Source organism: Photobacterium sp. Alg240-V54, assembly GCF_900537155.1.
In the GTDB taxonomy this organism is placed as follows: Bacteria; Pseudomonadota; Gammaproteobacteria; order Enterobacterales; family Vibrionaceae; genus Photobacterium.
This window is the reverse complement of the sequence record NZ_UNRL01000002.1, coordinates 1-23,365: the sequence shown is the minus strand read 5'-3', so window position 1 is coordinate 23,365 and position 23,365 is coordinate 1. Positions and strand designations below refer to the sequence as shown.

General features: G+C 41.9%; 15 protein-coding genes, 2 tRNA genes and 1 rRNA gene. 10 read left to right on the top strand and 8 right to left on the bottom strand.

The window, feature by feature from the left end; all coding sequences use genetic code 11:
- Positions 1 to 47 precede the first annotated feature (47 nt).
- Both G6R09_RS05550 and G6R09_RS05545 read right to left on the bottom strand, forming a co-directional pair.
- Positions 48 to 3,845 carry an AAA family ATPase gene (locus G6R09_RS05550; protein WP_163921125.1) on the bottom strand — a complete coding sequence of 1,266 codons (3,798 nt, stop codon included), beginning with the start codon at positions 3,843 to 3,845 and terminating at the stop codon, positions 48 to 50.
- A gap of 17 nt (positions 3,846 to 3,862) precedes the next feature.
- Positions 3,863 to 5,095, bottom strand: coding sequence for an exonuclease SbcCD subunit D C-terminal domain-containing protein (locus G6R09_RS05545; protein WP_163921122.1), 1,233 nt, complete (start codon positions 5,093 to 5,095; stop codon positions 3,863 to 3,865).
- A 209-nt stretch (positions 5,096 to 5,304) separates the two neighbouring features.
- Here G6R09_RS05545 and G6R09_RS05540 point away from each other — a divergent pair, with 209 nt between their 5' ends.
- From G6R09_RS05540 to rdgC, 3 genes are all read left to right on the top strand, one after another.
- Positions 5,305 to 5,790, top strand: coding sequence for a VOC family protein (locus G6R09_RS05540; RefSeq protein WP_163921119.1), 486 nt, complete (start codon positions 5,305 to 5,307; stop codon positions 5,788 to 5,790).
- A 252-nt stretch (positions 5,791 to 6,042) separates the two neighbouring features.
- Positions 6,043 to 7,269: an NAD(P)/FAD-dependent oxidoreductase gene (locus G6R09_RS05535; RefSeq protein ID WP_163921116.1), complete on the top strand. Its 1,227-nt coding sequence runs from the start codon at positions 6,043 to 6,045 to the stop codon at positions 7,267 to 7,269.
- A gap of 106 nt (positions 7,270 to 7,375) precedes the next feature.
- The gene (gene rdgC, locus G6R09_RS05530) at positions 7,376 to 8,287 is read left to right on the top strand and encodes a recombination-associated protein RdgC (protein ID WP_205522992.1); all 912 of its coding nucleotides are present in this window, start codon (positions 7,376 to 7,378) and stop codon (positions 8,285 to 8,287) included.
- Positions 8,288 to 8,391: 104 nt separating this feature from the next.
- Here rdgC and G6R09_RS05525 read toward each other — a convergent pair whose 3' ends face one another.
- Positions 8,392 to 9,603, bottom strand: coding sequence for a permease (locus G6R09_RS05525; protein ID WP_163921110.1), 1,212 nt, complete (start codon positions 9,601 to 9,603; stop codon positions 8,392 to 8,394).
- A 310-nt stretch (positions 9,604 to 9,913) separates the two neighbouring features.
- Here G6R09_RS05525 and yegQ point away from each other — a divergent pair, with 310 nt between their 5' ends.
- A complete protein-coding gene (yegQ, locus tag G6R09_RS05520; protein ID WP_163921107.1) occupies positions 9,914 to 11,305 on the top strand; it encodes a tRNA 5-hydroxyuridine modification protein YegQ in 1,392 nt (463 codons plus the stop codon).
- A 5-nt stretch (positions 11,306 to 11,310) separates the two neighbouring features.
- Positions 11,311 to 11,565: a YfhL family 4Fe-4S dicluster ferredoxin gene (locus tag G6R09_RS05515; protein ID WP_065167374.1), complete on the top strand. Its 255-nt coding sequence runs from the start codon at positions 11,311 to 11,313 to the stop codon at positions 11,563 to 11,565.
- A gap of 115 nt (positions 11,566 to 11,680) precedes the next feature.
- On the opposite strand, the gene mepA is transcribed toward G6R09_RS05515, so the two are convergent.
- Positions 11,681 to 12,517 carry a penicillin-insensitive murein endopeptidase gene (gene mepA, locus G6R09_RS05510; RefSeq protein ID WP_082955683.1) on the bottom strand — a complete coding sequence of 279 codons (837 nt, stop codon included), beginning with the start codon at positions 12,515 to 12,517 and terminating at the stop codon, positions 11,681 to 11,683.
- A 928-nt stretch (positions 12,518 to 13,445) separates the two neighbouring features.
- Here mepA and fdnG point away from each other — a divergent pair.
- From fdnG to selB, 5 genes are all read left to right on the top strand, one after another.
- Complete coding sequence (gene fdnG, locus G6R09_RS05505) at positions 13,446 to 16,460, top strand: formate dehydrogenase-N subunit alpha (RefSeq protein ID WP_163921106.1); 3,015 nt, start codon at positions 13,446 to 13,448, stop codon at positions 16,458 to 16,460.
- A 3-nt stretch (positions 16,461 to 16,463) separates the two neighbouring features.
- A complete protein-coding gene (gene fdxH / locus G6R09_RS05500; protein WP_065167370.1) occupies positions 16,464 to 17,339 on the top strand; it encodes a formate dehydrogenase subunit beta in 876 nt (291 codons plus the stop codon).
- Positions 17,336 to 17,971, top strand: coding sequence for a formate dehydrogenase subunit gamma (locus G6R09_RS05495; RefSeq protein WP_163921104.1), 636 nt, complete (start codon positions 17,336 to 17,338; stop codon positions 17,969 to 17,971). The genes fdxH and G6R09_RS05495 overlap by 4 nt, the downstream gene beginning before the upstream one ends.
- A gap of 102 nt (positions 17,972 to 18,073) precedes the next feature.
- Positions 18,074 to 18,964, top strand: coding sequence for a formate dehydrogenase accessory protein FdhE (locus G6R09_RS05490; protein ID WP_163921102.1), 891 nt, complete (start codon positions 18,074 to 18,076; stop codon positions 18,962 to 18,964).
- Positions 18,965 to 18,981: 17 nt separating this feature from the next.
- Positions 18,982 to 20,901, top strand: a complete 1,920-nt coding sequence (gene selB / locus G6R09_RS05485) for a selenocysteine-specific translation elongation factor (RefSeq protein WP_163921099.1) — start codon at positions 18,982 to 18,984, stop codon at positions 20,899 to 20,901.
- 14 nt (positions 20,902 to 20,915) lie between these two features.
- Here the strand turns inward: selB and G6R09_RS05480 are convergent.
- From G6R09_RS05480 to rrf, 4 genes are all read right to left on the bottom strand, one after another.
- A tRNA-Sec gene (locus tag G6R09_RS05480) sits at positions 20,916 to 21,010 on the bottom strand.
- A gap of 107 nt (positions 21,011 to 21,117) precedes the next feature.
- Entirely contained in the window at positions 21,118 to 22,098 is a 981-nt protein-coding gene (locus G6R09_RS05475) for a sugar-binding transcriptional regulator (RefSeq protein WP_065167366.1), read from the bottom strand.
- Positions 22,099 to 22,895: 797 nt separating this feature from the next.
- A tRNA-Asp gene (locus tag G6R09_RS05470) sits at positions 22,896 to 22,972 on the bottom strand.
- 104 nt (positions 22,973 to 23,076) lie between these two features.
- A 5S ribosomal RNA gene (gene rrf / locus G6R09_RS05465) occupies positions 23,077 to 23,192 on the bottom strand.
- Between the last annotated feature and the right edge of the window lie 173 nt (positions 23,193 to 23,365).

Below are 23,365 nucleotides of genomic sequence, written 5' to 3'. Positions count from 1 at the left end.
TATTTGATATTACAACAAAATTAGCCAAACTCTTGCTGTAAATCTTATTACCCTTTAATGACAATTTGACTACGACCGCCCCCCATCGCCTCCACTGCAACTTGCACTCCAATCCGCTCGACTAATGTGCCCACATGCGAGATCACGCCAATCTGACGTCCATCTGCTTGCAGCGCATCTAAACAAGCTAATGCCATTTCTAAACTTTCAGGATCGAGAGTACCAAATCCTTCATCAATAAATAGCGATCCTAATTGGCGAGTATCTGCCGCCAGCGAAGCTAATGCCAGTGCTAATGACAATGACACCAAGAAACTTTCGCCACCGGAGAGTGATTCGACACTGCGCACTTCATCGCCCATATCATGATCGATAACTTGCAAGGCTAATGGACTTCCCGGTACTGGTTGCAGCGCATAACGCGGCGCTAAGTCTTGCAGGTGTTCGTTGGCAGCGAGCACTAATTGTTGCAGGGTTAAGCCTTGCGCCAAGGTTCTAAATTTATTCCCCGTAGCCGAGCCAATTAACTCATTCATTTGCAGCCACAGCTCAGTTTGAGTTTGTTGAGCGGCTAAAGCATTGCGAAGATCGCCCGCTTGTTGCTGTGCTTGCTCGCCTTGCTCTAAACGTTGGCGTAATTGGAACACCTGATCATCTAGTTGAAGTTTTTCAGCCTGCCATTGCGTTAACATTTGTTGTTGCATTACAACGTCATCGCTCATCTCATGGCCGCTAAACCACAGCTGAGCTAATTCAACGCTTGGCTCAAAATCGACTTGAGCTTGGTGGCGTTCTTTAACAATGGTCTCACCTTGAGCTACCGCTTGTTCTAGTTGTTTTAACTCACTGCGCAGGTGTTGCAACCATGTTTCATCGTGACTTAACAACGCGGTTAATTCAGCATCAGTTAACGCCAGTTTTTGTAGCCATGCTTGCCACTGTTGTTGCAACTGTTGCTGTGCCGTTTCAAATTCGGCTAGCTGCTGGGTCGCATGATGCTGTTTAGCAACGTCAGCTGCGATCACTTCGGCCAATTGGTTTAATTGGGTTTGTAGTTGTTGGCATTGTTGTTGCTGCGCTTCAACATCGACTTTGGCTGCACGTTCAATGGTTGCTAACGGCGCTTCACCAATGAGTGCAATTCGCTGTTGCCAACATCCTTGCTGCTCTTCAACCAGACGCGTGACTTTCGCACCAATATCAGTGGCTTGTTGATCTCCATGTTGAACGCTATTGGTCAAGGTTGCTAACACTGGAGCCAACTCAATCAGTTGTTTTTCAAGCTGTTGTTGTTGCTCAATATTGGTTTGATAATGCTCAATTTGGCGTTCTAAATCGGCAATAAAGCCCGCTTTACCTTGCTGTGCTAACCCTGTAAGCCAACTGTCATTGCCATAAATTGCCATTAACGCCTGTTGTCTTTCGTCGACCACATATTGCAGGCTGCTAACTTGCGCACTAAAGGCATTAAGCTGTTCTTGCGCTTGCGTTTGCTGTTGGGTTAACAGATGAGATTGATCTTTAAGCTCAGCTTGTTGTTGGCTTAATTGCTGCAACTGATGCTGCTGTTGCTTAACATTTTCAATCAACAATTTGCGCTGTTCACCTTCGGTTTTAATGTGCTGCATTTGGGCTGCCGCATTTTCTAATGCTTGTGACCAGCTCGCTTGATAATGTGCTAATTGGGCGACATCGCTGTCAGTGGCTAACACAATCTCTGCCAAGCTAATGCTATTAAGATCGGTCGCCATTAAATCTGTCCACTGGCATTGTTGCTGCTTAACTAGCGTTTCAATACTGTTGTTAAAGCCTACAATATCTTGCTCAAGCTCAGTTTGACGTTGCTTATCTTGAGCAACAGATTGAGTTAACTGTCGCTGTTCCGCGTGAGCATCTTGCAGTTGTTGCGCTAATTGTTGTAGTCGCTGTTGCTGCTGACTAATAATGGTTTCAACTTGCGGGTTATGCTGCTGATAAGGATGCTGTTCCGAACCACATAATGGACACGGTTCGCCGTCAATTAACTGCGCACGATAATCAGTTAAATTCATTACTGCTCGGCTTTGGTTAAGCTGTAACTCAACTTCTTTGTGCTGCGCATTCAATTGCAATAATTGAGGCGTTAATGCCGTTAAGCGTTGCTCACAACTGGCAATATGAGAGACTAATCCTTGCAGTTGCAGCTGGAATTTATCCCGCTGTTGTAGTACTCCATGCCATTTATCAAGCCCAAATAAACTCTCTTTGAGTAAGCCACTTAATTGCTGATAAGCGCCATAGTGTTGGCGCTGTTGATCTTGGCATTGCTCTAATACCGTTAGATCGTGGGCTGCGGTTTGCTGGGTTAATTGCTGCTGACGCTGATCCAAAGCAGAGAGCTGTTGATCAAGCTTCGTCTGCTGCTGAGTAATGGTCGCTAATGCGGTTTGACGCTGCTTAATCTCTGTCTGCAACTGCTCAATTTGGCTTTGTGCGTGTTGAAACTGGTTTAGGTTATCTTTGATCGCATTTTGCTGTTCTGCTAACGCTTTTACTGCTTGGGTTTGCGCCAATGCCGCCTGCACTTGTTGTTGCTGAGATTGAGCGAGCTGTTGCTGTTGCTGCTGACTCGCCAATTGCTGCCGTTGCGCCGTTAACTGGTTATTTAACTCTGCTAATTGCTGTTGCAACTCAACACTTTGCTGCTGTAGACCTGCGCGTTGTTGTTCAATACTTGCCGCTTGCTTTAGTTTTGGCTCAAGCTCGGTTAACGCTTGCTGTTTTTGCGTCAATTGCTGTTGGCCTTGCTGAACATTATCTTGCAATACGACCTGCTGGTGCTGCTTAGCCGTTAGCTCTGTGATTGTCGCTTGCAGCGTTTGTTGCCATTTGTTCACTTGCTGTTTAGCTTGTGCTAATAACGTGAAATCACCACGTGCAGGCAATGCTTGTTCATATTTTTGAAGTTGTACATAACGCGGCTCAGCCAACTGTTGCGCCTGCTTAGCTTGCGATAACTGCTGCTCACTTTCAGCACTGCGTTGAGTAAGTTTGGCTGCATTAACGATCACATCTTGATGGTATTTTAATTGCTCTAGCTGTTGTTGTTGACGATTAACTTGCTCACGTGTCGTCGCCAATTGGTTAGTTAACAATTGCTGCTCTTCATCGGTTAACAATGCAATGTCACCTAACTTAGCTTGTAACTGAGTCAGTTTTAATTTTTCATCTTTGGCACGTTCATGGGCAGCAATCGATAATCGACCGTAGATCTCACCGCCAGTCATGCGCTCTAATAAAGTTGCACGCTCATCGGCACCCGCTTTTAAAAAGGCAGCAAATTCACCTTGAGGTAACATCACAGCACGTCGAAACTGATCAAAACTAAGCCCAATTAAGCGTTCAATTTCAGCTTGTAACTCTTGCTTTTTACCTGCAAAACGCTGCCCTGTTTCTAGGTTTTCAAGCCATTGCTCTGCCGCTTGCATTTTGCCTTCCGCACGACCACGCGCACGACGCACTTGCCAATGGCTACGCCACTGCGAGCCATCATTAGCAATAAAATCGACTTCGGCAAAACCATCGGCTTTACCGCGCGATAATATACTGCGAACATCATTGGCTTTAATGCGATTCTCATCGCTATCGCGTCCAATTTCGGCATCATTTTTTTTATTTGATTGCAGCCGTGGAATACGATCATATAACGCTAAACAAATCGCATCGAGTAAGGTTGATTTACCCGCGCCAGTTTTACCTGTGATCGCAAATAAGCCCGCATCCGCTAAGCGGCCACCAGCAAAATCAATCTCAAATTTGGTTTGTAGACTGGCTAAATTTTCACCGCGCAGTGCAAGAATTCTCATGGTATTACTCCCTATTATTATTGTTGTTCTTCAACTTGCGCTAATAAACTTTCAAAGGCGGCGCTCATTTCAGCGTCAGGCTCACCGGCGTATTTTTTAGCCCAACTAAGGGAAAATACTTGCTGTGGTGACACCTCTGATAAACGTTGATGCTGCAAACTGTGTTGCTGTTCATCATGCTTATAATGGGGAGTAATTTTGGCTAACCGTACTGATTTTCCTTCTAAGGCTTGCAACACTTTTTCACGCAGCAAAGCTTGTGGTTTATCAAGTAAGACGTGGACTTCCAAAAACGGTTGTTGCTCACGTGGCAATTCATCATCAGCCAAAGCTTTAAGTGCCACTAACACCTCATCTAATGGGGCTGCTTTAGCGGGAACTTTTAGCATATCAACACTGCGCGGAATGGTGACTGACTCTATCTTGGTAACTTCAGTGCCGTCTAATTCAACCACTACGATTTGATGGCTGTAATTACGCTCTGCCATTGATAACGGAATCGGGGAGCCGCAATAACGCACATGTTCTTGCTTGGCAACTTTCTGAGCTAAATGCAAATGACCAAGGGCAACATAGCTGACATCATCGGCAAAAATAGTCGCAGGTAATGCATGTTGATTACCGCCTAACACTCGTCGTTCTGACATTTCAGATATCTGCCCTGACGCCATATACGCATGACCCATGCCGATTAACGCTTGCTGCGGCTGTTTACGTTCACGGGCTGCGGCTGTCATTTCGGCATATAACACTTCAACCCCTTTAATCAATCGATCATCGGTTTCAGTTAAGTTTTCAGTGCGTAAATCAGCGCTACGTAAAAATGGTACCGCCAACACCCATGCTGCTTGTTCTCCTGCAGCATTGGTTAATGGCACTAACATCCTATCGCAATCTAACTCGCCATTAGCTAAGCGATGAATACCGCCAACTAAGTGCAAATCAAAGGCTTTCAATAATGCTTGCGGCGCATCGAGCTTGCTTGGTGAATCGTGGTTACCACCGATCATTACCACATCAAGGTTAGGCAAGGTTTTAGCTAGTCGGGCTAAGAATCGATATAACATTTCCCATGCACTGGCGGCAGGATTGGCAGTATCAAAAATATCACCCGCCACTAATAAAGCATCCGCTTGTTGCTGCTCAAGTGTATCAGCAAGCCAGTCTAAAAATGCTTGATGTTCAGTTGCACGACTATAGCCATGTAATTGATGACCAAGATGCCAATCAGATGTATGGATAATTTTCATAATAGGAATAACACTACCAAGCCAGAAATAATCATCAGATTGTACCGTGTCAACCAGTAACTACACAGAGATTTGATGGTTAACTTCCTGTAATCATAACAAAACGTTATTATTTTAATAAAAATTGATAATTTTATATTATTTAAAATGTCGCATAGTATTACTCCAACGAAACATAACTACTGACTAATCAGCATCAAAGGTAAATTATGAAAATGAATCACGTAGGCATCATGGTTGGCGATATGGATACCGCAGTTGAGTTTTATACCAAAGCGCTTGGTCTTGATGTGGTTATGGGTAATACCAAAGTGACAGAAGAGCGTGAAACCGCAATTGGTAGAATGTGTATTGCTGTCTTTGGTGAAGGCTTTGAAGGTTTCAATATTGCCCATTTATTAACTCAAGATGGTATCGGTTTTGAATTGTTTGAAATGAAAAACCGTCAACAGCGTCATGAGGTTGATTTCTCTCGCATTGGTATTTTCCACTTCTGTCTTCAAACTGATGATTTTCATGGCGTTATTGCTCGAACTGAACAATATGGTGGTAAAGTTCGTATGGATATCATGCGTTACCATCCTGAAGATGAAAACAACACCTCACAAATGGTTTATTTAGAAGACCCATTTGGTAACTTATTTGAGCTTTACTCACATACTTATCAAGAAACTTATTCTACAAAGTATGAATAATCCTTTTAAGCGCAAGGATTGGTGCCCGCCAATCCTTGTAAATTAATAACTTCCCCTAAAAACGTAATAACCACCAATAAAAATCCCCACATAATATTAAAATTCAACCTAGACTGAATAATAATTTTAAATTTATCATTTCATGTCTCTGCTAAATTAATTTCAATCTAAATACCACTTTTACTTTATTGAGATATCGATAGTGATAACTAATCCATTATGAACGGACTCATAATAACTTGAGGTGTTTATATGTCACGGATCGTTATTGTTGGGGGTGGGGCTGCAGGTATTGAGCTATCTACATTACTAAATAAAACAACAACAAAAGAAGATAGTATCATTTTAGTTGAACCAGAAACTCACCACTTCTGGAAGCCACGCTTACATGAGATAGCAGCAGGCACTTTTGATAGTGATCTTGATACTGTGTGTTATTTCACTCACGGCGCGCGCCATGGATACCAGCACTACCAAGCATCTATGACTGATATCAATCGCAATAATAAAACCATTTCTGTCTGTGGTAGTGCCGATAACATTAACTATGAACTCGATTATGATTATTTAATTATCGCCATTGGTGCTGTAAGTAATGACTTTAATACTCCAGGCGCTCAAGATCATTGCATCTTTTTAGATTCAGCCAATCAAGCGCGCCAAGCATGGCATCAAATGAGTTTTGTCCTACGAGCTGGCGATGCTCGCACTGTTAATATTGTCGGAGCAGGTGCTACGGGAGTTGAACTAGCAGCAGAACTTGAAAGAGTCAGTAGAAAACTTCAACGTTATAATGGTACACAGCTAACAATTAATTTAATTGAAGCCGCTGATCGCGTATTACCCAATAGCCCTGAAAAAATGTCGCGTAAAGTGCAACAAGAGCTCGAGAAAAATAACATTAATGTATTACTTCAAACACGCATTAGCGAAGTCACCGCTAAAGGCATGATCACCAGTGATGATCGTACTCTTGATGCCGATGTGCAATTTTGGGCCGCTGGTATTAAAGCCCCTGATTGGCTCAATGGTATTGGCGGCTTGGCTTATAACCGTATCAATCAAATTGAAGTGAATATGGATTTAACCACAACCGTTGATGACTGTATTTTTGCCCTTGGTGATTGCGCCGCTATTCCACAACCCGATGGCAGTTTTGTTCCCCCTAAAGCACAGGCGGCGAACCGAGCGGCAGAGCATTTAGCCAAAAGTTTAGGTGGTTTTTTGCATGGTAAACCGCTCACTGATTTTATCTTTAAAGATGGCGGAATGGTGGTTGCAGTTGGGCACTATTTTGCGGTTGGATCTTTTGCTCCCGGTTCAAAAATGGAGAGCCAATTTGTATTACATGGTCTGCTAATTCGCCGCGTTTACGATACTATTTTCCGTTTACACCAAAAAACCATCAGTGGCATGTTTACTGTTTCTCGATTAATGATCTCTAAGCGGCTTAAATCGATATTTAAACCAAATATCTAGTAATTACGCTATCTGCTACCTCAATCACAAACGTCACTTAGTAATTTGCAATGGTTAGGTTAAGATACTCCCCCAACTGTTTACCCTAGGAAGCGTGACTAGCATGATGTGGTTTAAAAATATACTGACTTACCGTTTTACGCGTGAGATTGACTTAAATGCAGACCAAATAGAAAAACAGCTGGAAGAATTCCGCTTTACTCCGTGTGGTAGCCAAGACATTCAAAAGTTTGGTTGGGCACACGCACTGGGTAAGCATGGCGATATGTTTACCCATGTTTCAGGTGACAACATTTTAATTTGCGCTCGCAAAGAAGAAAAAATGCTGCCAGCGTCAGTGATCAAAGAATCATTGAACAACAAAGTTGAAATGCAGGAAAAAGATCTTGGTCGTAAACTGAAAAAGACTGAGAAAGACACCTTAAAAGATGAAATCGTGATGGATTTATTACCTCGCGCGTTCAGTCGTCAGCATCAAACTTACGCATTAATCATGCCTAAATTAGGCTACATTGTTGTTGATGCTGGGAGCTACAAAAAAGCTGAAGATGTATTAGCATTATTACGTAAATCTATCGGCAGTCTACCTGTCGTGCCTGTGGTATCTGAAAAACCATTGGCATTAACTCTGACTGAATGGGTACGTAGCAATCAATCACCACAAGGTTTTACCATTGGTGAAGAAGCTGAGTTTAAAGCTGTTGAAGAAGACGGTGGCGTGATCCGTTGTAAGCAGCAAGATTTAAACTGTGATGAAATTTTAGCTCACATTGAAGCTAATAAAGTTGTTACTAAACTGGCGCTTAATTGGCAAGATCGTATCGATTTCATTCTGGCAGACGACTTGAGTGTTAAGCGTCTTAAATTCTCAGATGAAATCAAAGATCAAAATGAAGATATCGATCGTGAAGATATGGCTCAGCGTATTGATGCAGATCTATCGCTAATGGGTGGTGAGTTCTCTGCCTTGTTACCAAACCTGTTTGATGTTATCGGTGGTTTAGAAAATAAAGGCTAATCCCTTTTATTTAAACAATATCGAGTACTCACAATAAAAGCCGTGATGCACTCTCGTTTTAACGACAAAGCGCTGCACGGCTTTTTATTTACTTGCTGATTTTTTTACATGCTCATCCCCATGCCAGCATTGGCTTTTTTACCAAGGTAGTAATACCAAATAGAAGCAGGAATAAAGATCAAGTTCATCACTGTGGTCATATTAAAGCCAAAACCTGATTGATTTAATGCACGTACGGTTTGATCGCTGGTTACCCAACCAAAGCCATTGAAGATTGCATCAACACATAAACCTGTAAATAAAATCGCTACAAATAACAATCCAACCATCCATTTAGCAGGACGCTTACCGTAGTATTTCTGATAAACACGGATCATCGGAATGGTTAAAACATCCGATAGAATAAAGCCAATTACACCACCAAATGAAATTCCACCATGCCATAACGCTGCGGCTAAAATAAGATTACCGACAGAACATACATAAGCAATCATTGCTACAAAAATACCAATAATCACATCTAAAAACGAATGTAACCACACAGGTAAGCCGGCATCATTGCTGATAAATAATGCACGCCATCCCTCTTGCGGCATTAACGCGATTAAAATTGAAGAAACCACTACCCCAATTAGAATTTCTTTACCAATCATGGCAATGTCCATTTGGAAGAAACCTGCAGATTTAGTGATTTTTTCCATCAGTGGCGATTGAGGCTTAGCTGCCATATCCATCTTCATCGCAGAGTGATCGTCAGACTTCATCTTTGACATGTCCATGCCGCAGTCACTGTCGTTAGACTTCATCTTAGACATGTCCATGCCGCAACTTGCTTTTTGTGGCTGCGCATCCTCTAAGTGCTGACGCAACTCTTGTTCAACATCTTTTGGAAAAAAGCGACTAAATAAAAATCCAACCGTAGCAATTAAAATCAAACCACCAATCACTTCACCCCATAAAAATGTCCAGCCCATTAATGCAACTAAAACAATGAACATTTCAACAATCAAGTTGGTGCTTGAAACCAAAAATGCCATTGCATTAGCAACAGTGGATTTTTTTACTAAGAGAGTATGAGATAACGACGCCGCAGCATAAGAACACGATGACGACACCATCCCTAAAAAAGTCGTGAAACCAAGGCTTACAGGGGTTGTTTTACCAAGGTGTTTAACCACACTTGAAACCGGTATTAAGTTGCGGATCCATGATGATAATATTAAGCCAAACGCCAACGGCCAAAATATTTGCCAGATCATATTCCCAAAGGTTGAAAACACGTGGATCACTAACCCACTAATATCATGACCAATCATAACTACCTTCTTAATGTGTACTGCCACTTGTTAGCGACAATATTGTGCCTATAAACGCTATAGTGCCCTAAAATATAAACCCTGTATTAAATGCATAATAAGTATGTATTTTAATGCACCTATATCTAACTCAACTGAATTGCGCCAATTGAATATATACCCTCATTTGCAATAATGCTGATTTTTCATTAGTGATAATTTTTAAGAAAATTGGCAATGTGAGAATGAAAAACGTAGAATCTCGCCTCCTCCCTATAGCACTAGGTGTTATAGGCTGATTTGGAATCAGACATCTAAAGAGAACTGAACAATGTTTAAACCAGAATTACTATCTCCAGCCGGTAGCCTTAAAAACATGCGTTACGCCTTTGCCTATGGTGCTGATGCTGTCTATGCAGGCCAACCTCGTTACAGCCTTCGTGTTCGTAACAATGAATTCAATCTTGATAACCTGAAAATTGGTATCGATGAAGCGCACGCACAAGGTAAAAAGCTGTATGTGGTTTGTAATATTCAACCGCATAACTCAAAGCTTAAAACTTTTATTCGTGATTTAAAGCCAATTGTTGATATGGGCCCTGACGCACTTATCATGTCAGATCCTGGTTTAATCATGATGGTTCGTGAAGCATTTCCTGAAGTAGTAATTCACCTTTCAGTACAAGCTAACGCAGTTAACTGGGCAACCGTTAAATTCTGGGCTAGCCAAGGCGTTGAGCGTGTAATTCTGTCTCGTGAGCTATCACTAGAAGAAATTGAAGAAATTCGTGAGCATTGCCCTGATACTGAACTAGAAATCTTTGTTCACGGCGCACTTTGCATGGCATATTCTGGCCGTTGTTTGTTATCTGGCTACATCAACAAACGCGATCCAAACCAAGGTACATGCACTAACTCATGTCGCTGGGAATACAAAGTAGAAAAAGCGGTTGAGAACGACGCTGGTCAAATCGTTGAAACACAAGATGCGATTCAAATTCAAGAAATTGAACAGCGCCCAGAAAATACACTTGGTCTTGGTAAGCCAATTGATGATGTGGTATTGCTAAGTGAATCTCACCGCCCAGAAGAAAAAATGGCAGCGTTTGAAGATGAGCATGGTACTTACATCATGAACTCTAAAGATCTTCGTGCAGTACAGCATGTTGAGCGCTTAACTAAAATGGGTGTGCATTCATTAAAAATTGAAGGTCGTACTAAGTCATTCTATTACTGTGCACGTACTGCGCAAGTTTACCGTAAAGCGATTGATGATGCGGTTGCGGGCAAGCCATTTGATGATTCATTACTGGGTACATTAGAAAGCTTAGCGCACCGTGGCTATACTGAAGGTTTCCTTCGTCGCCACACTCATGATGCTTACCAGAATTATGACTACGGTTACTCAATTTCAGATACGCAGCAATTTGTAGGTGAATTCACAGGCGTACGCCGTGGTGATCTTGCTGAAGTTGAAGTAAAAAACAAGTTCATTGTTGGCGATAGCCTTGAAGTAATGACACCGCAAGGTAACGTTATTTTCAAACTTGAAACGATGGAAAACCGTAAATCAGAAGTGATTGATGATGCAAAAGGTAATGGCCACTTTGTGTTTATTCCTATGCCATCAGATATGGATCTCGATTTTGGTCTATTAATGCGTAATTTAAGTAACGGTGAAGATACTCGTAACCCACACGCACCTAAAAAAGACGGTAAATAAGCACTATGGCACTGCTCATTACAACTAAATGCATTAACTGTGATATGTGTGATCCTGAATGCCCCAATGAGGCAATCACCATGGGCGATGAATTTTACGAAATCGACCCTGAACGCTGCACAGAATGTAAAGGGCACTATGATAAGCCAACCTGCCAGTCAGTTTGTCCTATTACCAATTGCATTATTACTGATCCTGAGCGAATTGAATCAGATGATGAACTGCTTGAAAAGTTTGTCACTCTGCAAGGCCTAGCTTAGTTATTCAATAATAAACCGTATAAAAAAAGCGCCGCTCAGTTAACTGGGCGGCGCTTTTTTGTTTTATTTATCAACCAGTAGCACCTAGCACCTAGCACCTAGCACCTAGCAAAGATTAGCTTTTCAATACGATATTACACATCGGCGGCAATACTTTTTTCGGTTTAGGTTTCGGCTTTACATTGGTAATCGGTTTAGTGGTTACCGGTGCTTTATACGTTGGCGACCATGAAGCAAGCTCTTTACCACAACCATCACCTGCTGGCGGTGGTGTTTGCGGCTCACAAGTAGTACTTCCCTCAGGGCAATGTAAACGAACGTGAAAATGGTAATAATGACCAAACCAAGGTCGCACTTTACTCAACCAGTCACGCTGTTTCCATTCGGTTTTACATAGCTGTTGTTTAATCACTGGATGCACAAAGATTCGTGCGACTCGATCATCACTAGCAGCTAATTGAATTAATTGTGCTTGCTTACTGCTCCAGTTCTTTTCAATGATCTGGTAATTTTTCACATCAACCATTGGCAGCGCAGACACCGTTTTTAACGCTTGCTGTGATAATGGTTTTTCAGGGATACGTAACCAAATATCGGCATCTAATCCTGTTTGGTGGCTCGCATGGCCTGACGAGAAACGTCCACCACGTGGCATTGCAATATCACCCACCAGCACATTACCAATTTTTAATTGCTGTGATTGCTTCATCAATTGCTGTAAAAAAACAATCATTTCACTGTGGCCAAAATAACGACCACGTTCAGAGCGTATCACTTGGTAACCATCACCTTGTAACGGTAAGTTTTCACCACCGGCAAGACAACCATTAGCATATGAGCCAATTGAGCTTGAATCGCCACTCGTAGGTTGTTTCACTTTTTCCCACGGCGTCGCTACCGCAGTTTGACTCATGCACACAAGCATTAAGCCAGTAACTATCTTCCTTAACACTTTATTCTTCCTTTTTATCATTGGTAGCGTTAATAGTAACGCAACCGTTTGACGATGCAAAATTAAGCTTTCAAAAAATATCATTAAGTGTTGTAATTATCAGTTAAAATACTATGTGTTCATTTTTTTAATAACAATTTACATGGTTGATGTTTTTAAATAATGATAAAAAACACCAACCCAAAAAATATCAATATCAGTTATTAGCTTATTTATTTAATGGTAAAATTTTACTTTTTAAAATTAACATTAGCATTATTTTATAAAACTCGTTAATGTTGGGAAATAAACATGCTTAATATCGGCTATTTAATAATCACCAACAATTCCAAATATGACACCTAAGATTTCAGTAAATTATAATATTTTGCAGGCATTGGAGTCTACTTTATCGTCTAACACCAAGATTGAGTTATCATTTTAGTTTCAACTTAAATTTACTCTATTATCAAACAAAAAACAAAAACAAAACGTAACCCATTGAAAAAGTTAGTAACAATATATTTTAGTTACATATCAAGGTCGTCATTTACTTACTTCAACTTGTTCAATAAGATCAAAGAATCCATTTATATTTATGGCTTAGTTTTTCATTGCCATTAAAATAAATGCTCTCAGTAGATTATATAAATATATTTTCCATTAAAAACAGAACATGAACAAATGAAATAAAACAACAATTAATATAAGTAGTAATGATTATTACTACATCATAATAAATCCTATTTTTGATTTGAGTCATTATCCTACCATCATTAATCTTCATTATTTATTAATTATATATAAATAGTTATTTACATTGTTTAATTTATTACCTTGTTTGATATCGTTTGTTACTTAATAGCAAAATTTGACGACTTTATATTCACCCATATAATAATCCCGTGAATTTCACCCTCTTCTTTATTTCTAATAAGGTCTTTTGAGATTGAATATAAGTAGACGTCAATTATTTAAATTGTGCGCGGGAGCTGTAGCTACAACTACAATTGCTTCGCTTGCCACAATTCCGCAAAAAGCGTGGGCACAAGCTCGTGACTTCAAATTAACCGCAGCAAAAGAAACACGTAATACCTGTTCTTATTGTTCAGTTGGCTGTGGCACATTACTGTATAGCACAGGTGCTACAGGCGGAAATATTAAACAAAAAGTATTCCACGTTGAGGGTGATCCTGATCATCCAGTAAGCCGTGGTGCATTATGTCCTAAAGGTGCGGGCCTAGCTGGTTTTGTTAACAGCGAACAACGTTTGAAATACCCAGAATACCGCGCTCCAGGTTCAGATAAATGGCAACGTCTAACATGGGACGAAGCATTTAGCCGTATTGCTAAACTAATGAAACAAGACCGTGATGCTAACTTGGTAAAAACCAATGATGAAGGCACCACCGTTAACCGCTGGCTAACAACAGGCATGCTTTGTGCCTCAGCGGAAAGTAATGAAAATGGTTGGTTAACTCAGAAATTTGCCCGCGGTTTGGGTATGGTTCCTGTAGACACTCAAGCGCGTATTTGACACGGCCCAACGGTAGCAAGTCTTGCTCCAACATTTGGCCGCGGCGCGATGACCAACAACTGGGTCGACATTAAAAATGCCGACTTGATCCTCGTTATGGGCGGAAACGCAGCAGAAGCACACCCTGTAGGTTTCCGCTGGGCGATTGAAGCTCAAAAAACTCGAAACGCTGAAATCATTGTGGTTGATCCACGTTTCACGCGTACAGCAGCTGTTGCTGATCACTATGCACCGATCCGTTCTGGTGCTGATATTGCTTTCTTACTAGGTGCTATTCGCTACCTAATCGCAAGCAGTCAAGTCAATCACGAATATGTCAAAGCGTATACTAACGCGAGCTTTATCGTACGTGATGATTACGCGTTCCACGATGGTCTGTTCTCTGGCTATGACGCTGATAAACGTCAATATGATCGTAGCTCTTGGTTCTATCAACTGGATGACCAAGGTTATGCGCTAAAAGATGAATCACTGCAGCATCCTCGTTGTGTATGGAATCTACTTAAAGATCACGTATCTCGCTATACACCTGACGTTGTTGCTAATATCACCGGTACGCCGATTGATATGTTTGAACGTGTTTGTAAAGCACTAGGTAGCACTGCTGCGAATAACCGTGTTGCGACTATTTTGTACGCGACTGGCTGGACTCAGCACTCTAAAGGCGCTGAAAATATTCGTTGTATGGCAATGATCCAGTTACTACTTGGTAATATGGGTATGGCTGGCGGCGGTGTTAACGCTCTACGTGGCCACTCTAACATTCAAGGTATTACTGACCTTGGCTTGCTAGCACAAAGTTTACCAGGTTACCTAAAACTGCCATCTGATAAAGATGTCGATTTAGCTGCTCACCTTAAGCACCACACACCAGTGGCACTTGAAGCAGATCAAACTAACTACTGGCAGCATTATCCAGCATTCTTCGTGTCATTACTGAAGTCTTTCTACGGCAAAAATGCCACAGCTGAGAATAACTTTGGCTACGACATGATGCCGAAATGGGATCAAGGCTACGACATGTTGCGCGTGTTTGAAATGATGAACAAAGGCGAAATGAATGGCTATATTTGCCAAGGTTTCAACCCTGTTGCTTCAATGTCAAACAAGCAAAAAACCTTAGATGCTTTATCTAAACTGAAATACTTAGTGGTTGTTGATCCACTGGCAACAGAAACTTCGACGTTCTGGCAAAATAAACCTAACGTCAATGAAGTTGATACTGCAAGTATTGATACTGAAGTATTCCGTTTACCTTGTGCCTGTTTTGCTGAAGAAGATGGCACCATTGTAAGTTCAGCGCGCTGGCTACAATGGCACTGGAAAGCAGCAGATATGCCAGGAGAAGCCAAAGGTGATGCTGAGATTCTAGCGGGTATCTTCTTGAAGATGCGCGAAATGTACCAACAAAATGGCGGTACATACCCAGATCCTATCTTAGCGCTTGATTGGAACTACGCGATCCCTGCTGAGCCAAACACCAAAGAATTAGCACAAGAGCTAAACGGCAAAGACGCTAACGGCCACCAACTATCAAGCTTTAGCCAACTAAAAGCCGATGGTTCAACCAATGCCGCGTGTTGGTTATACGCAGGTAGTTGGACTGAAGCGGGTAACCAAACTGCTCGTCGTGATAACAGCGATCCTTCTGGTCTAGGTTTAGCGCCAAACTGGGCATGGTCTTGGCCTGCAAACCGTCGTGTTTTGTACAACCGTGCATCAACGCATCCTGACGGTAGCCCATGGGATAAAACACGTACTTTAGTTGAATGGAATGGTAACAAGTGGGTTGGTCCTGATGTACCTGACTTTAATGCTACATTGCCGCCATCTAGCAATGCCGGTCCATTTATCATGCAACCTGAAGGCGTAGGTCGTCTGTTTGCACTTGATAAAATGGCTGAGGGTCCGTTCCCTGAACACTACGAACCATTTGAAACACCGATTGGTACTAACCCATTACATAAAAATGTGGTTTCTAATCCAGCGGCACGTTTGTTCAAAGATGATGCAGCGCAACTAGGCACTAAAGAGAATTTCCCATTCGTGGGTACCACTTACCGCCTAACAGAGCACTTCCATACCTGGACAAGTCACTCTCATTTCAACGCGGTATTACAACCTGAACAATTTGTAGAAATTGGCGAAGGTTTAGCGAAAGAGCGTGGCATCAACAATGCTGACATGGTGCGTGTAACCTCTAAGCGTGGCTCTATTGAAGCTAAAGCTTATGTGTCTAAGCGTATTACGCCACTGCATGTTAACGGTCAAGCGGTTCACACTGTTGGTATTCCTATTCACTGGGGCTACGAAGGCGATACTAAGCCGGGTTACCTTGCGAATACGTTATCGCCATGTGTCGGTGACGCTAACTCACAAACGCCTGAATATAAGGCATTTTTGGTTAACGTAGAGAAGGTGAAGTAAGCCATGGGTATGGAATCACAGAATATTATTCGTAGTTCTGCTACATCGTCGATTACTCCATCTCCTGATGCGCGTGAGCGTCAAATTCAGGTAACAAAGTTAATTGATGTCACCTGCTGTACGGGCTGTAAAGGCTGTATGGATGCGTGTAGTGAGTGGAATAACTTACGCGGTAAAGTAGGCACCTTTGAAGGTTCTTACCAAAATCCGCCTAATACGACCGCTGAAACTTGGACCACTATCCACTTCAAAGAAATTGAAGAAGATAATAAATTCAAGTGGCTATTTAGCAAACATAGCTGCATGCACTGTTCTGATCCTGGCTGCTTAAAAGCCTGCCCAGAACCTGATGCTATCGTGCAATATGAAAACGGTGTAGTCGATTTCAACTCGGAAAAATGTGTTGGCTGCGGTTACTGTATCGCGGGCTGTCCATTTGATATTCCGCGTATGAACCCAGTCGATAACCGTGTTTATAAGTGTACGTTGTGTCTTGATCGCCTTCAGGCAGGTCAAGTGCCGTCATGTGCTAAAACCTGTCCAACAGGTGCACTACGCTTTGGTTCTCGTGAAGAAATTCTTGAGTATGCCAATCAACGTGTTGCTGCACTGCAAGCAAAAGGCCATAAAAAAGCCGGCATCTATAACCCACAAGGCGTTGGTGGTACACACGTCATTTACGTACTGCACGATATTACTGATCCTGAGCGTTATGATCTGCCTAAAGATCCTAAAATCAGCGCAACCGTGAAGCTATGGAAAGATGATCTCAAACCACTCGCCGCAGCAGGTTTAGTGGGTACGTTAGCCCTTGCTGCTATTCACCGCGTAACGGTTGGCCGTAGTCGCGTGGCTGAAGATGAAGGAGATGAAAAATGAGTTTAAACAAAACGATTTTACGTCATAAGCCTTTAGATCGCGTAGTGCATTGGACTGTGGCATTAACAGGTATCTGGACATTATTGTCTGGTCTATCTTTTATGTTTGCACCGCTGCACTTCCTTAGCTATGTCTATGGCACGCCACAACTTGCGCGTATTTTGCATCCATTTGGTGCGATTGTGATGACAGTTGGGCTGTTTTTCTTAGTGATCCGTTACTGGAGCCATAACCATTTTGAAAAAGGTGATCTCCAGTGGATGTTAAAAGTTAAAGATGTTTTAACTGAGAACGAAGAAAACGTACCAGAGGCTGGTCAATACAATGCTGGTCAGAAAATGATCTTACGTCAGTTTATTGCCGGTGGTGTATTGCTACTGGTAACAGGTCTGATTGCATGGCGCGCTTACTTTTCAGCCTACTTCAGCATTGATGTGGTTCGTATTGCATTAATTGTACACTCAATTACTGCGCTAGTTTTTGCCTTAAGCTTAATTATCCATGCCTATATGGCGTATTGGGTAAAAGGCTCAATTGATGGCATGTTAGAAGGTAAGGTTTCTCCTGCGTGGGCCAAGAAACATCACCCTCGCTGGTTCCGTTCGCTATCAAGCAACAAAGACCAACACTAATAACACAGCTCAAGAACCAATAAACCTTGCTATTTATTGGTTCTTTATTTCTATACCAATCTCGGTTTACTGGGGTTGGTATTCTTATAATTGGATACCTACATGAGCGTTAACATTTTAGATAAAGACACCATTATTAAACAAAAAAGTGACGGCTTTCGTCCGCTAATTATTGGTGATCCTGCCACCATTTTTCATGCCCGCGCAGCACGTTTACGTCAGTTGGCACCAGATTCTTTTATGGCAGATTACCTGTTATTAGCCGGACAGATCGTCCAACAACAATTGCATTTAGTTGACACCTTTAATGGTGCTGTACAGCAACAGTTAGCAGCCCAAACATTAACATGGCCGCTTGAAATTGATGGTAGCTGGCAAGCTATTTTAGATCCAATGTTAACCCAATTAACCTCGGCGCTACGGCCTGTTGTTAGTGATGATATCGTCAACGTTATCGACAATATTAGCCAGATTAATCAGCAAACCTTGCAACATTATTTTCATGCTCTGCAGCAAAACCAAGCTGAACGTGTACCTGCTGATATTGCGATTATCCTTTGGAGCTGTATCAATACCTTAATGAGCTTAATTGTGACTAACACTCAGTTAGAGTGGCAACCTGAAGCCAATGCAAAGCAATCACATTGTCCTCTTTGTGGCGGTGCACCTGCGGCAAGTTTAATTCAAGGTAGTGGTCATCGTTACTTACATTGCAGCCAATGTGAAGCACAATGGCATCGCCTACGCGCTGAATGTACTCAATGTGGCGATGGTGAAAATATTCAACTTCAAAGTGAAACACTAGAAGATAGTGTTCGCGCTGAAACCTGTAGTCATTGTCAAAGTTATTTAAAGATGTTGGTACTAGAAAAGAACCCACAGTTAGATCCGATTGCAGATGATTTAGCCACCATAGTGCTAGATCAGAAACTGGGGGAAATGGAATTTTATCGCAGTGGTTTCAACCCTTTCTTACTGCCTCTGGCTCAATAACGCTTTAGAGTAACCCTATGATTATTGCTACAGCTGGCCATGTCGATCATGGTAAAACCAAACTGTTACACGCCCTGACTGGGATCAATGCCGATCGACTGCCAGAAGAGCAACAACGCGGGCTTACAATTGATTTAGGCTATGCGTTTATGGCTTATCAATCAATAACATCTAATCAGCAACAAACATTAGGTTTTATTGATGTTCCAGGCCATGAAAAATTTCTCTCCAACATGCTCGCAGGCGTAGGCACCGCTCATCATGCAATGCTGATTGTGGCAGGCGATGAAGGCATGATGCCGCAAAGCCATGAACATTTGACGATTCTGCGCTTATTAGCCATGGATAGCCTAACGGTGGTGATCACTAAATCCGATCTCACTACCACTGAGCAACAACAGCAACTTGAAACTAAAATAAGCCAGTTATTGCTTCAATATGGCTTTACCCACAGCACTATTTTTCATTGTTCAGCCATCACCCATCAAGGTATTGACGAACTCAAGCAACACCTCATTGAGCTGGCTAATAGCGAGCAACATCACGATGATCGCCTTAATTTTAAACTAGCGATTGACCGCGCTTTTCACGTTAAAGGCTCTGGCTTAGTGGTAACGGGAACCGCTATCAACGGTCAGATTAATGTTGGTGATAGCTTGTGTTTAGTCAGTCATAGCAACCTTAAAAAAGGCCATTGCCAGCCTCAGGTTGTACGTATAAAAACCATTCATGCGCAGGGGAAATCCGCAGAATGTGCAACAGCCAATCAACGAGTAGCGCTTAATATTAGCGGTGATATTGATAAGGCAAGTTTAACCCGTGGTGATTGGTTATTACAGACAGCACCAACAACTATAATCAAACGGATCACGGTTAAATTAACCGCCAACCAACTGATTAAACATTGGCAAAATGTGCAGGTTTTCCATGCAGCTACCCATACCACAGGTCGTATTGCATTATTAGAAGATCAGCAATTAATCGCAACTGGCAGCGCTCTGGCTGAAATCAGCCTTGATACACCATTGTGTTTAACCGAACAAGATCGCTTATTAGTCCGCGATCCTGCTCAAAAAGTCAATCTTGGCAGCGCAATTGTAATTGATCTACTGCCACCAAATCGTGGCAAACGCAAACCACAGCGGCTTGAGTACCTTCATCAACGTGCTCATCTCAATACGCTCAATGAGATCATTCAATTTAAGCTGCAACATGCACCACAATCACGCCAACAATTAATTGAACAGCACCAGTGTAATACTGCTGTTATTAGTCAATTATTAGCAGCAAATGAAGCCATCAATCAATATGGTGATTTCCTTTGCTATAACAGCTATCAACAGGCATTACAGCAACAGATTATCACCACGCTAGAACACTATCATCAGCAAGCGCAAGATAACCTTGGCGTCGGTAAAGAGCGATTATATCGAATGGCAGCATTGAATCAGCCAGCCGAGATCTTTAACGCTGTTATCAACCAATTGCTTAATCAACAGCGATTAGCTAATACTCGTGGTTGGTTACACTTAGCTGAGCATACATTACAGCTAACGCCAACTGAGCAACAATACTGGCAGCAAATAGAACAACTGATGGTTACTAACCCTCAACCTTGGTGGATACGTGATCTTGCGGCTGAAATTAGCGCGGATGAAAACGACATTCGTAAATTAAGCTATAAATTGGCGCAATTAAGCTACGTTGCCGCGATTGTTAAAGATCGTTATGTTAGCCATGATTATCTAGTGCAAATGGCCACACAAGTGCGTCAACATATTGCCCAAGAGCAAAAATTAGAAACGGCTGAATTTAGAAATATTAGTCAACTCGGGCGTAAAGTTGCAATTCAATTATTAGAATATTTTGACAAGATTGGTTTTACTAAACGTAAGTTTAATTATCGTGAGTTAAAAGATCAGGATTTATTGCAGTAACAAAAATAAAGAAGTGGCGGAAGAACATAGGAGTCGAACCTACCCAGGACTGCTGGCAGCCCTACCCGGATTTGAAATCCGGACGCATCACCGGATACGACGTTCTTCCTTTATTTTGAAGCTGTATTTTATTCGCTTAAGGTATGTTCTGCAACCGCTATCTAACCAATACCAAGATAGCGGTTTCTTTTATAGAACAAGTGCCTAAATAACCCTCTATTTCATCTGTTGATCAAGATTTAAAATCGTTAATGCATTACTAACACTGGTTGCCAACACATCAACCACCCCAGATCGAAGTGCGCCTAATAAGGCTAATGCTTTACTGTTTTCGGCCGCCGTCACCACCACTGTCGGAATATGACGCAGTTCATTCATGGTTAGACCGATAACACGATCGCTCATCATGGTATCTGCTTGCTTGCCCTGACTATCAAAAAAATCATAGCCCGCAATATCACCCACCACTCCTTTACGAATTCGAGCTTCAACAATTTCTTGCGGCGTGAACCAACCCAGTTTAACCATATGACTATTTTCATTCATATCGCCAACACCGACTAATGCCACATCAGCACGACGCGCACGATCTAAGGTTTCTTTCACAGTGCCATTTTTCATGAATGCTTCTTTCACAATGATGTCTTCAACATATGCAGGCGCATAAAGTGTCTCACTAATACCGTCATATTTTTTGGCCAGCTGGCGGCAAATATGATCAGCATTAATCGCATTACCTGAACGGTGAGTACCACCAATACCACACACAAAACGACAGTTACGCTGTGGCACTACGCCAACATGATTGGCAATTGAGGCAATATTACGCCCTTGACCAACCGCAACCACCATATCATCTGATAATGTTGCAGCCAGATAGCTTGAAACAAGGCTCGCCACTTGTTGACGTTGAGATTCATCATCTGGCTGATCTAACGCAATCAAGGCCCGTTTTAGATTAAAGCGTTCAATTAACTGTTGTTCTAATTTTTCACTGAATACGGGGTGATATTTAACTGTGATTTCAACCACACCTTCATCGCGGGCGCGGCGAAGTAAACGACCGATTTTGGCACGAGACATGCCAAACCGTTGTGATATTTCTTCCTGAGTTGCACCTTCTTGATAATAAGCAATAGCAATTTCAGTTAACTGATCACTTTCAGCATGATTATTATCATTATTCAAACTGCTCATTACTTATCCTTTATATACTAGCGGTTAGATCAAAAACTTATTCTAGCACTGTGATATCAAAACCGAGAGGTTATTCCACAGCTCACAACAATAAATAACGTACAGCTTTTTTATTAATAATCACCAAAAAACACACCACCTTTTTTAGTTATCATTGGTACAACCATAGGCAATGTTTATCTTATTGATAATAAAGAAATGTTTAGTTTGTACAGCTTTTGGACTATATAAACTCAAAAGCTATTTTATTTAGACTGTCATTTTAATTTCTTGCTTAGTTGCTCATCTTTCGATTCTAGTATCTTCAATAATATGAAGTGGATGGGACTTGCCATAGCTAACATTACAACCAGAGCATCGCGCGTCCATTTTCCATCAAACAATAGTCGTGACAGGCCGCTAAGCTTCCCAATAAAAAGTGATCTCCATCGATGGAGATAATGCCAAATAATGTCGGGAACATTATTGGTCAGCTGAACTACCACTCCGCAGTGTCTATTCAGCATCATCTTACTTTTATAACAACGAAAAAAAACCTGAATCTTTCGATTCAGGTTTCTTAAATGAATGTGAAGCGGACGGGACTCGCAATACCGAACATCAGCGCGCCCCCCTGCGTGTCAGGCCGCTAGCTTCCTAATAAAAAGTGATCTCCATGGATGGAGAAAATGCCAAATAATGTCGGGAACATTATTGGTCAACTGAACTACCACTCCGCAGTGTCTATTCAGCATCATCTTACTTTTATAACAACGAAAAAAAAACCTGAATCTTTCGATTCAGGTTTCTTAAATGAATGGCGGAGCGGACGGGACTCGAACCCGCGACCCCCGGCGTGACAGGCCGGTATTCTAACCAACTGAACTACCGCTCCACACGGAGATAAAACTTTCGTTTTATCCGATATTCGTAGTTCAAAACGAATATCTAATTTTTTTGCTTTCATCTTTTTCTTAAAAAGATGAAAACGAATTTGAAGCCTGGCGATGTCCTACTCTCACATGGGGAGACCCCACACTACCATCGGCGCTATTACGTTTCACTACTGAGTTCGGCAAGGGATCAGGTGGGTCCATAACGCTATGGTCGCCAAGCAAATTCGGTTTATTTATCGCCTTATGGCAATAAATAGCAATCTGGGAAAATCTAACTAGTTGTTCTCACACTCATTCAAGCGTTTGTAGAGTCCGTCTCTTCTCTTTTGAGAAGAAAAACCCCTTGGGTGTTGTATGGTTAAGCCTCACGGGCAATTAGTATCAGTTAGCTC

Coding starts and splice junctions, on each gene's coding strand:
- G6R09_RS05550 (WP_163921125.1), bottom strand. CDS start 3,845: ATGAGAATTCTTGCACTGCGCGGTGAAAATTTAGCCAGTCTACAAACC.
- G6R09_RS05545 (WP_163921122.1), bottom strand. CDS start 5,095: ATGAAAATTATCCATACATCTGATTGGCATCTTGGTCATCAATTACAT.
- G6R09_RS05540 (WP_163921119.1), top strand. CDS start 5,305: ATGAAAATGAATCACGTAGGCATCATGGTTGGCGATATGGATACCGCA.
- G6R09_RS05535 (WP_163921116.1), top strand. CDS start 6,043: ATGTCACGGATCGTTATTGTTGGGGGTGGGGCTGCAGGTATTGAGCTA.
- rdgC (WP_205522992.1), top strand. CDS start 7,376: ATGTGGTTTAAAAATATACTGACTTACCGTTTTACGCGTGAGATTGAC.
- G6R09_RS05525 (WP_163921110.1), bottom strand. CDS start 9,603: ATGATTGGTCATGATATTAGTGGGTTAGTGATCCACGTGTTTTCAACC.
- yegQ (WP_163921107.1), top strand. CDS start 9,914: ATGTTTAAACCAGAATTACTATCTCCAGCCGGTAGCCTTAAAAACATG.
- G6R09_RS05515 (WP_065167374.1), top strand. CDS start 11,311: ATGGCACTGCTCATTACAACTAAATGCATTAACTGTGATATGTGTGAT.
- fdxH (WP_065167370.1), top strand. CDS start 16,464: ATGGGTATGGAATCACAGAATATTATTCGTAGTTCTGCTACATCGTCG.
- G6R09_RS05495 (WP_163921104.1), top strand. CDS start 17,336: ATGAGTTTAAACAAAACGATTTTACGTCATAAGCCTTTAGATCGCGTA.
- G6R09_RS05490 (WP_163921102.1), top strand. CDS start 18,074: ATGAGCGTTAACATTTTAGATAAAGACACCATTATTAAACAAAAAAGT.
- selB (WP_163921099.1), top strand. CDS start 18,982: ATGATTATTGCTACAGCTGGCCATGTCGATCATGGTAAAACCAAACTG.
- G6R09_RS05475 (WP_065167366.1), bottom strand. CDS start 22,098: ATGAGCAGTTTGAATAATGATAATAATCATGCTGAAAGTGATCAGTTA.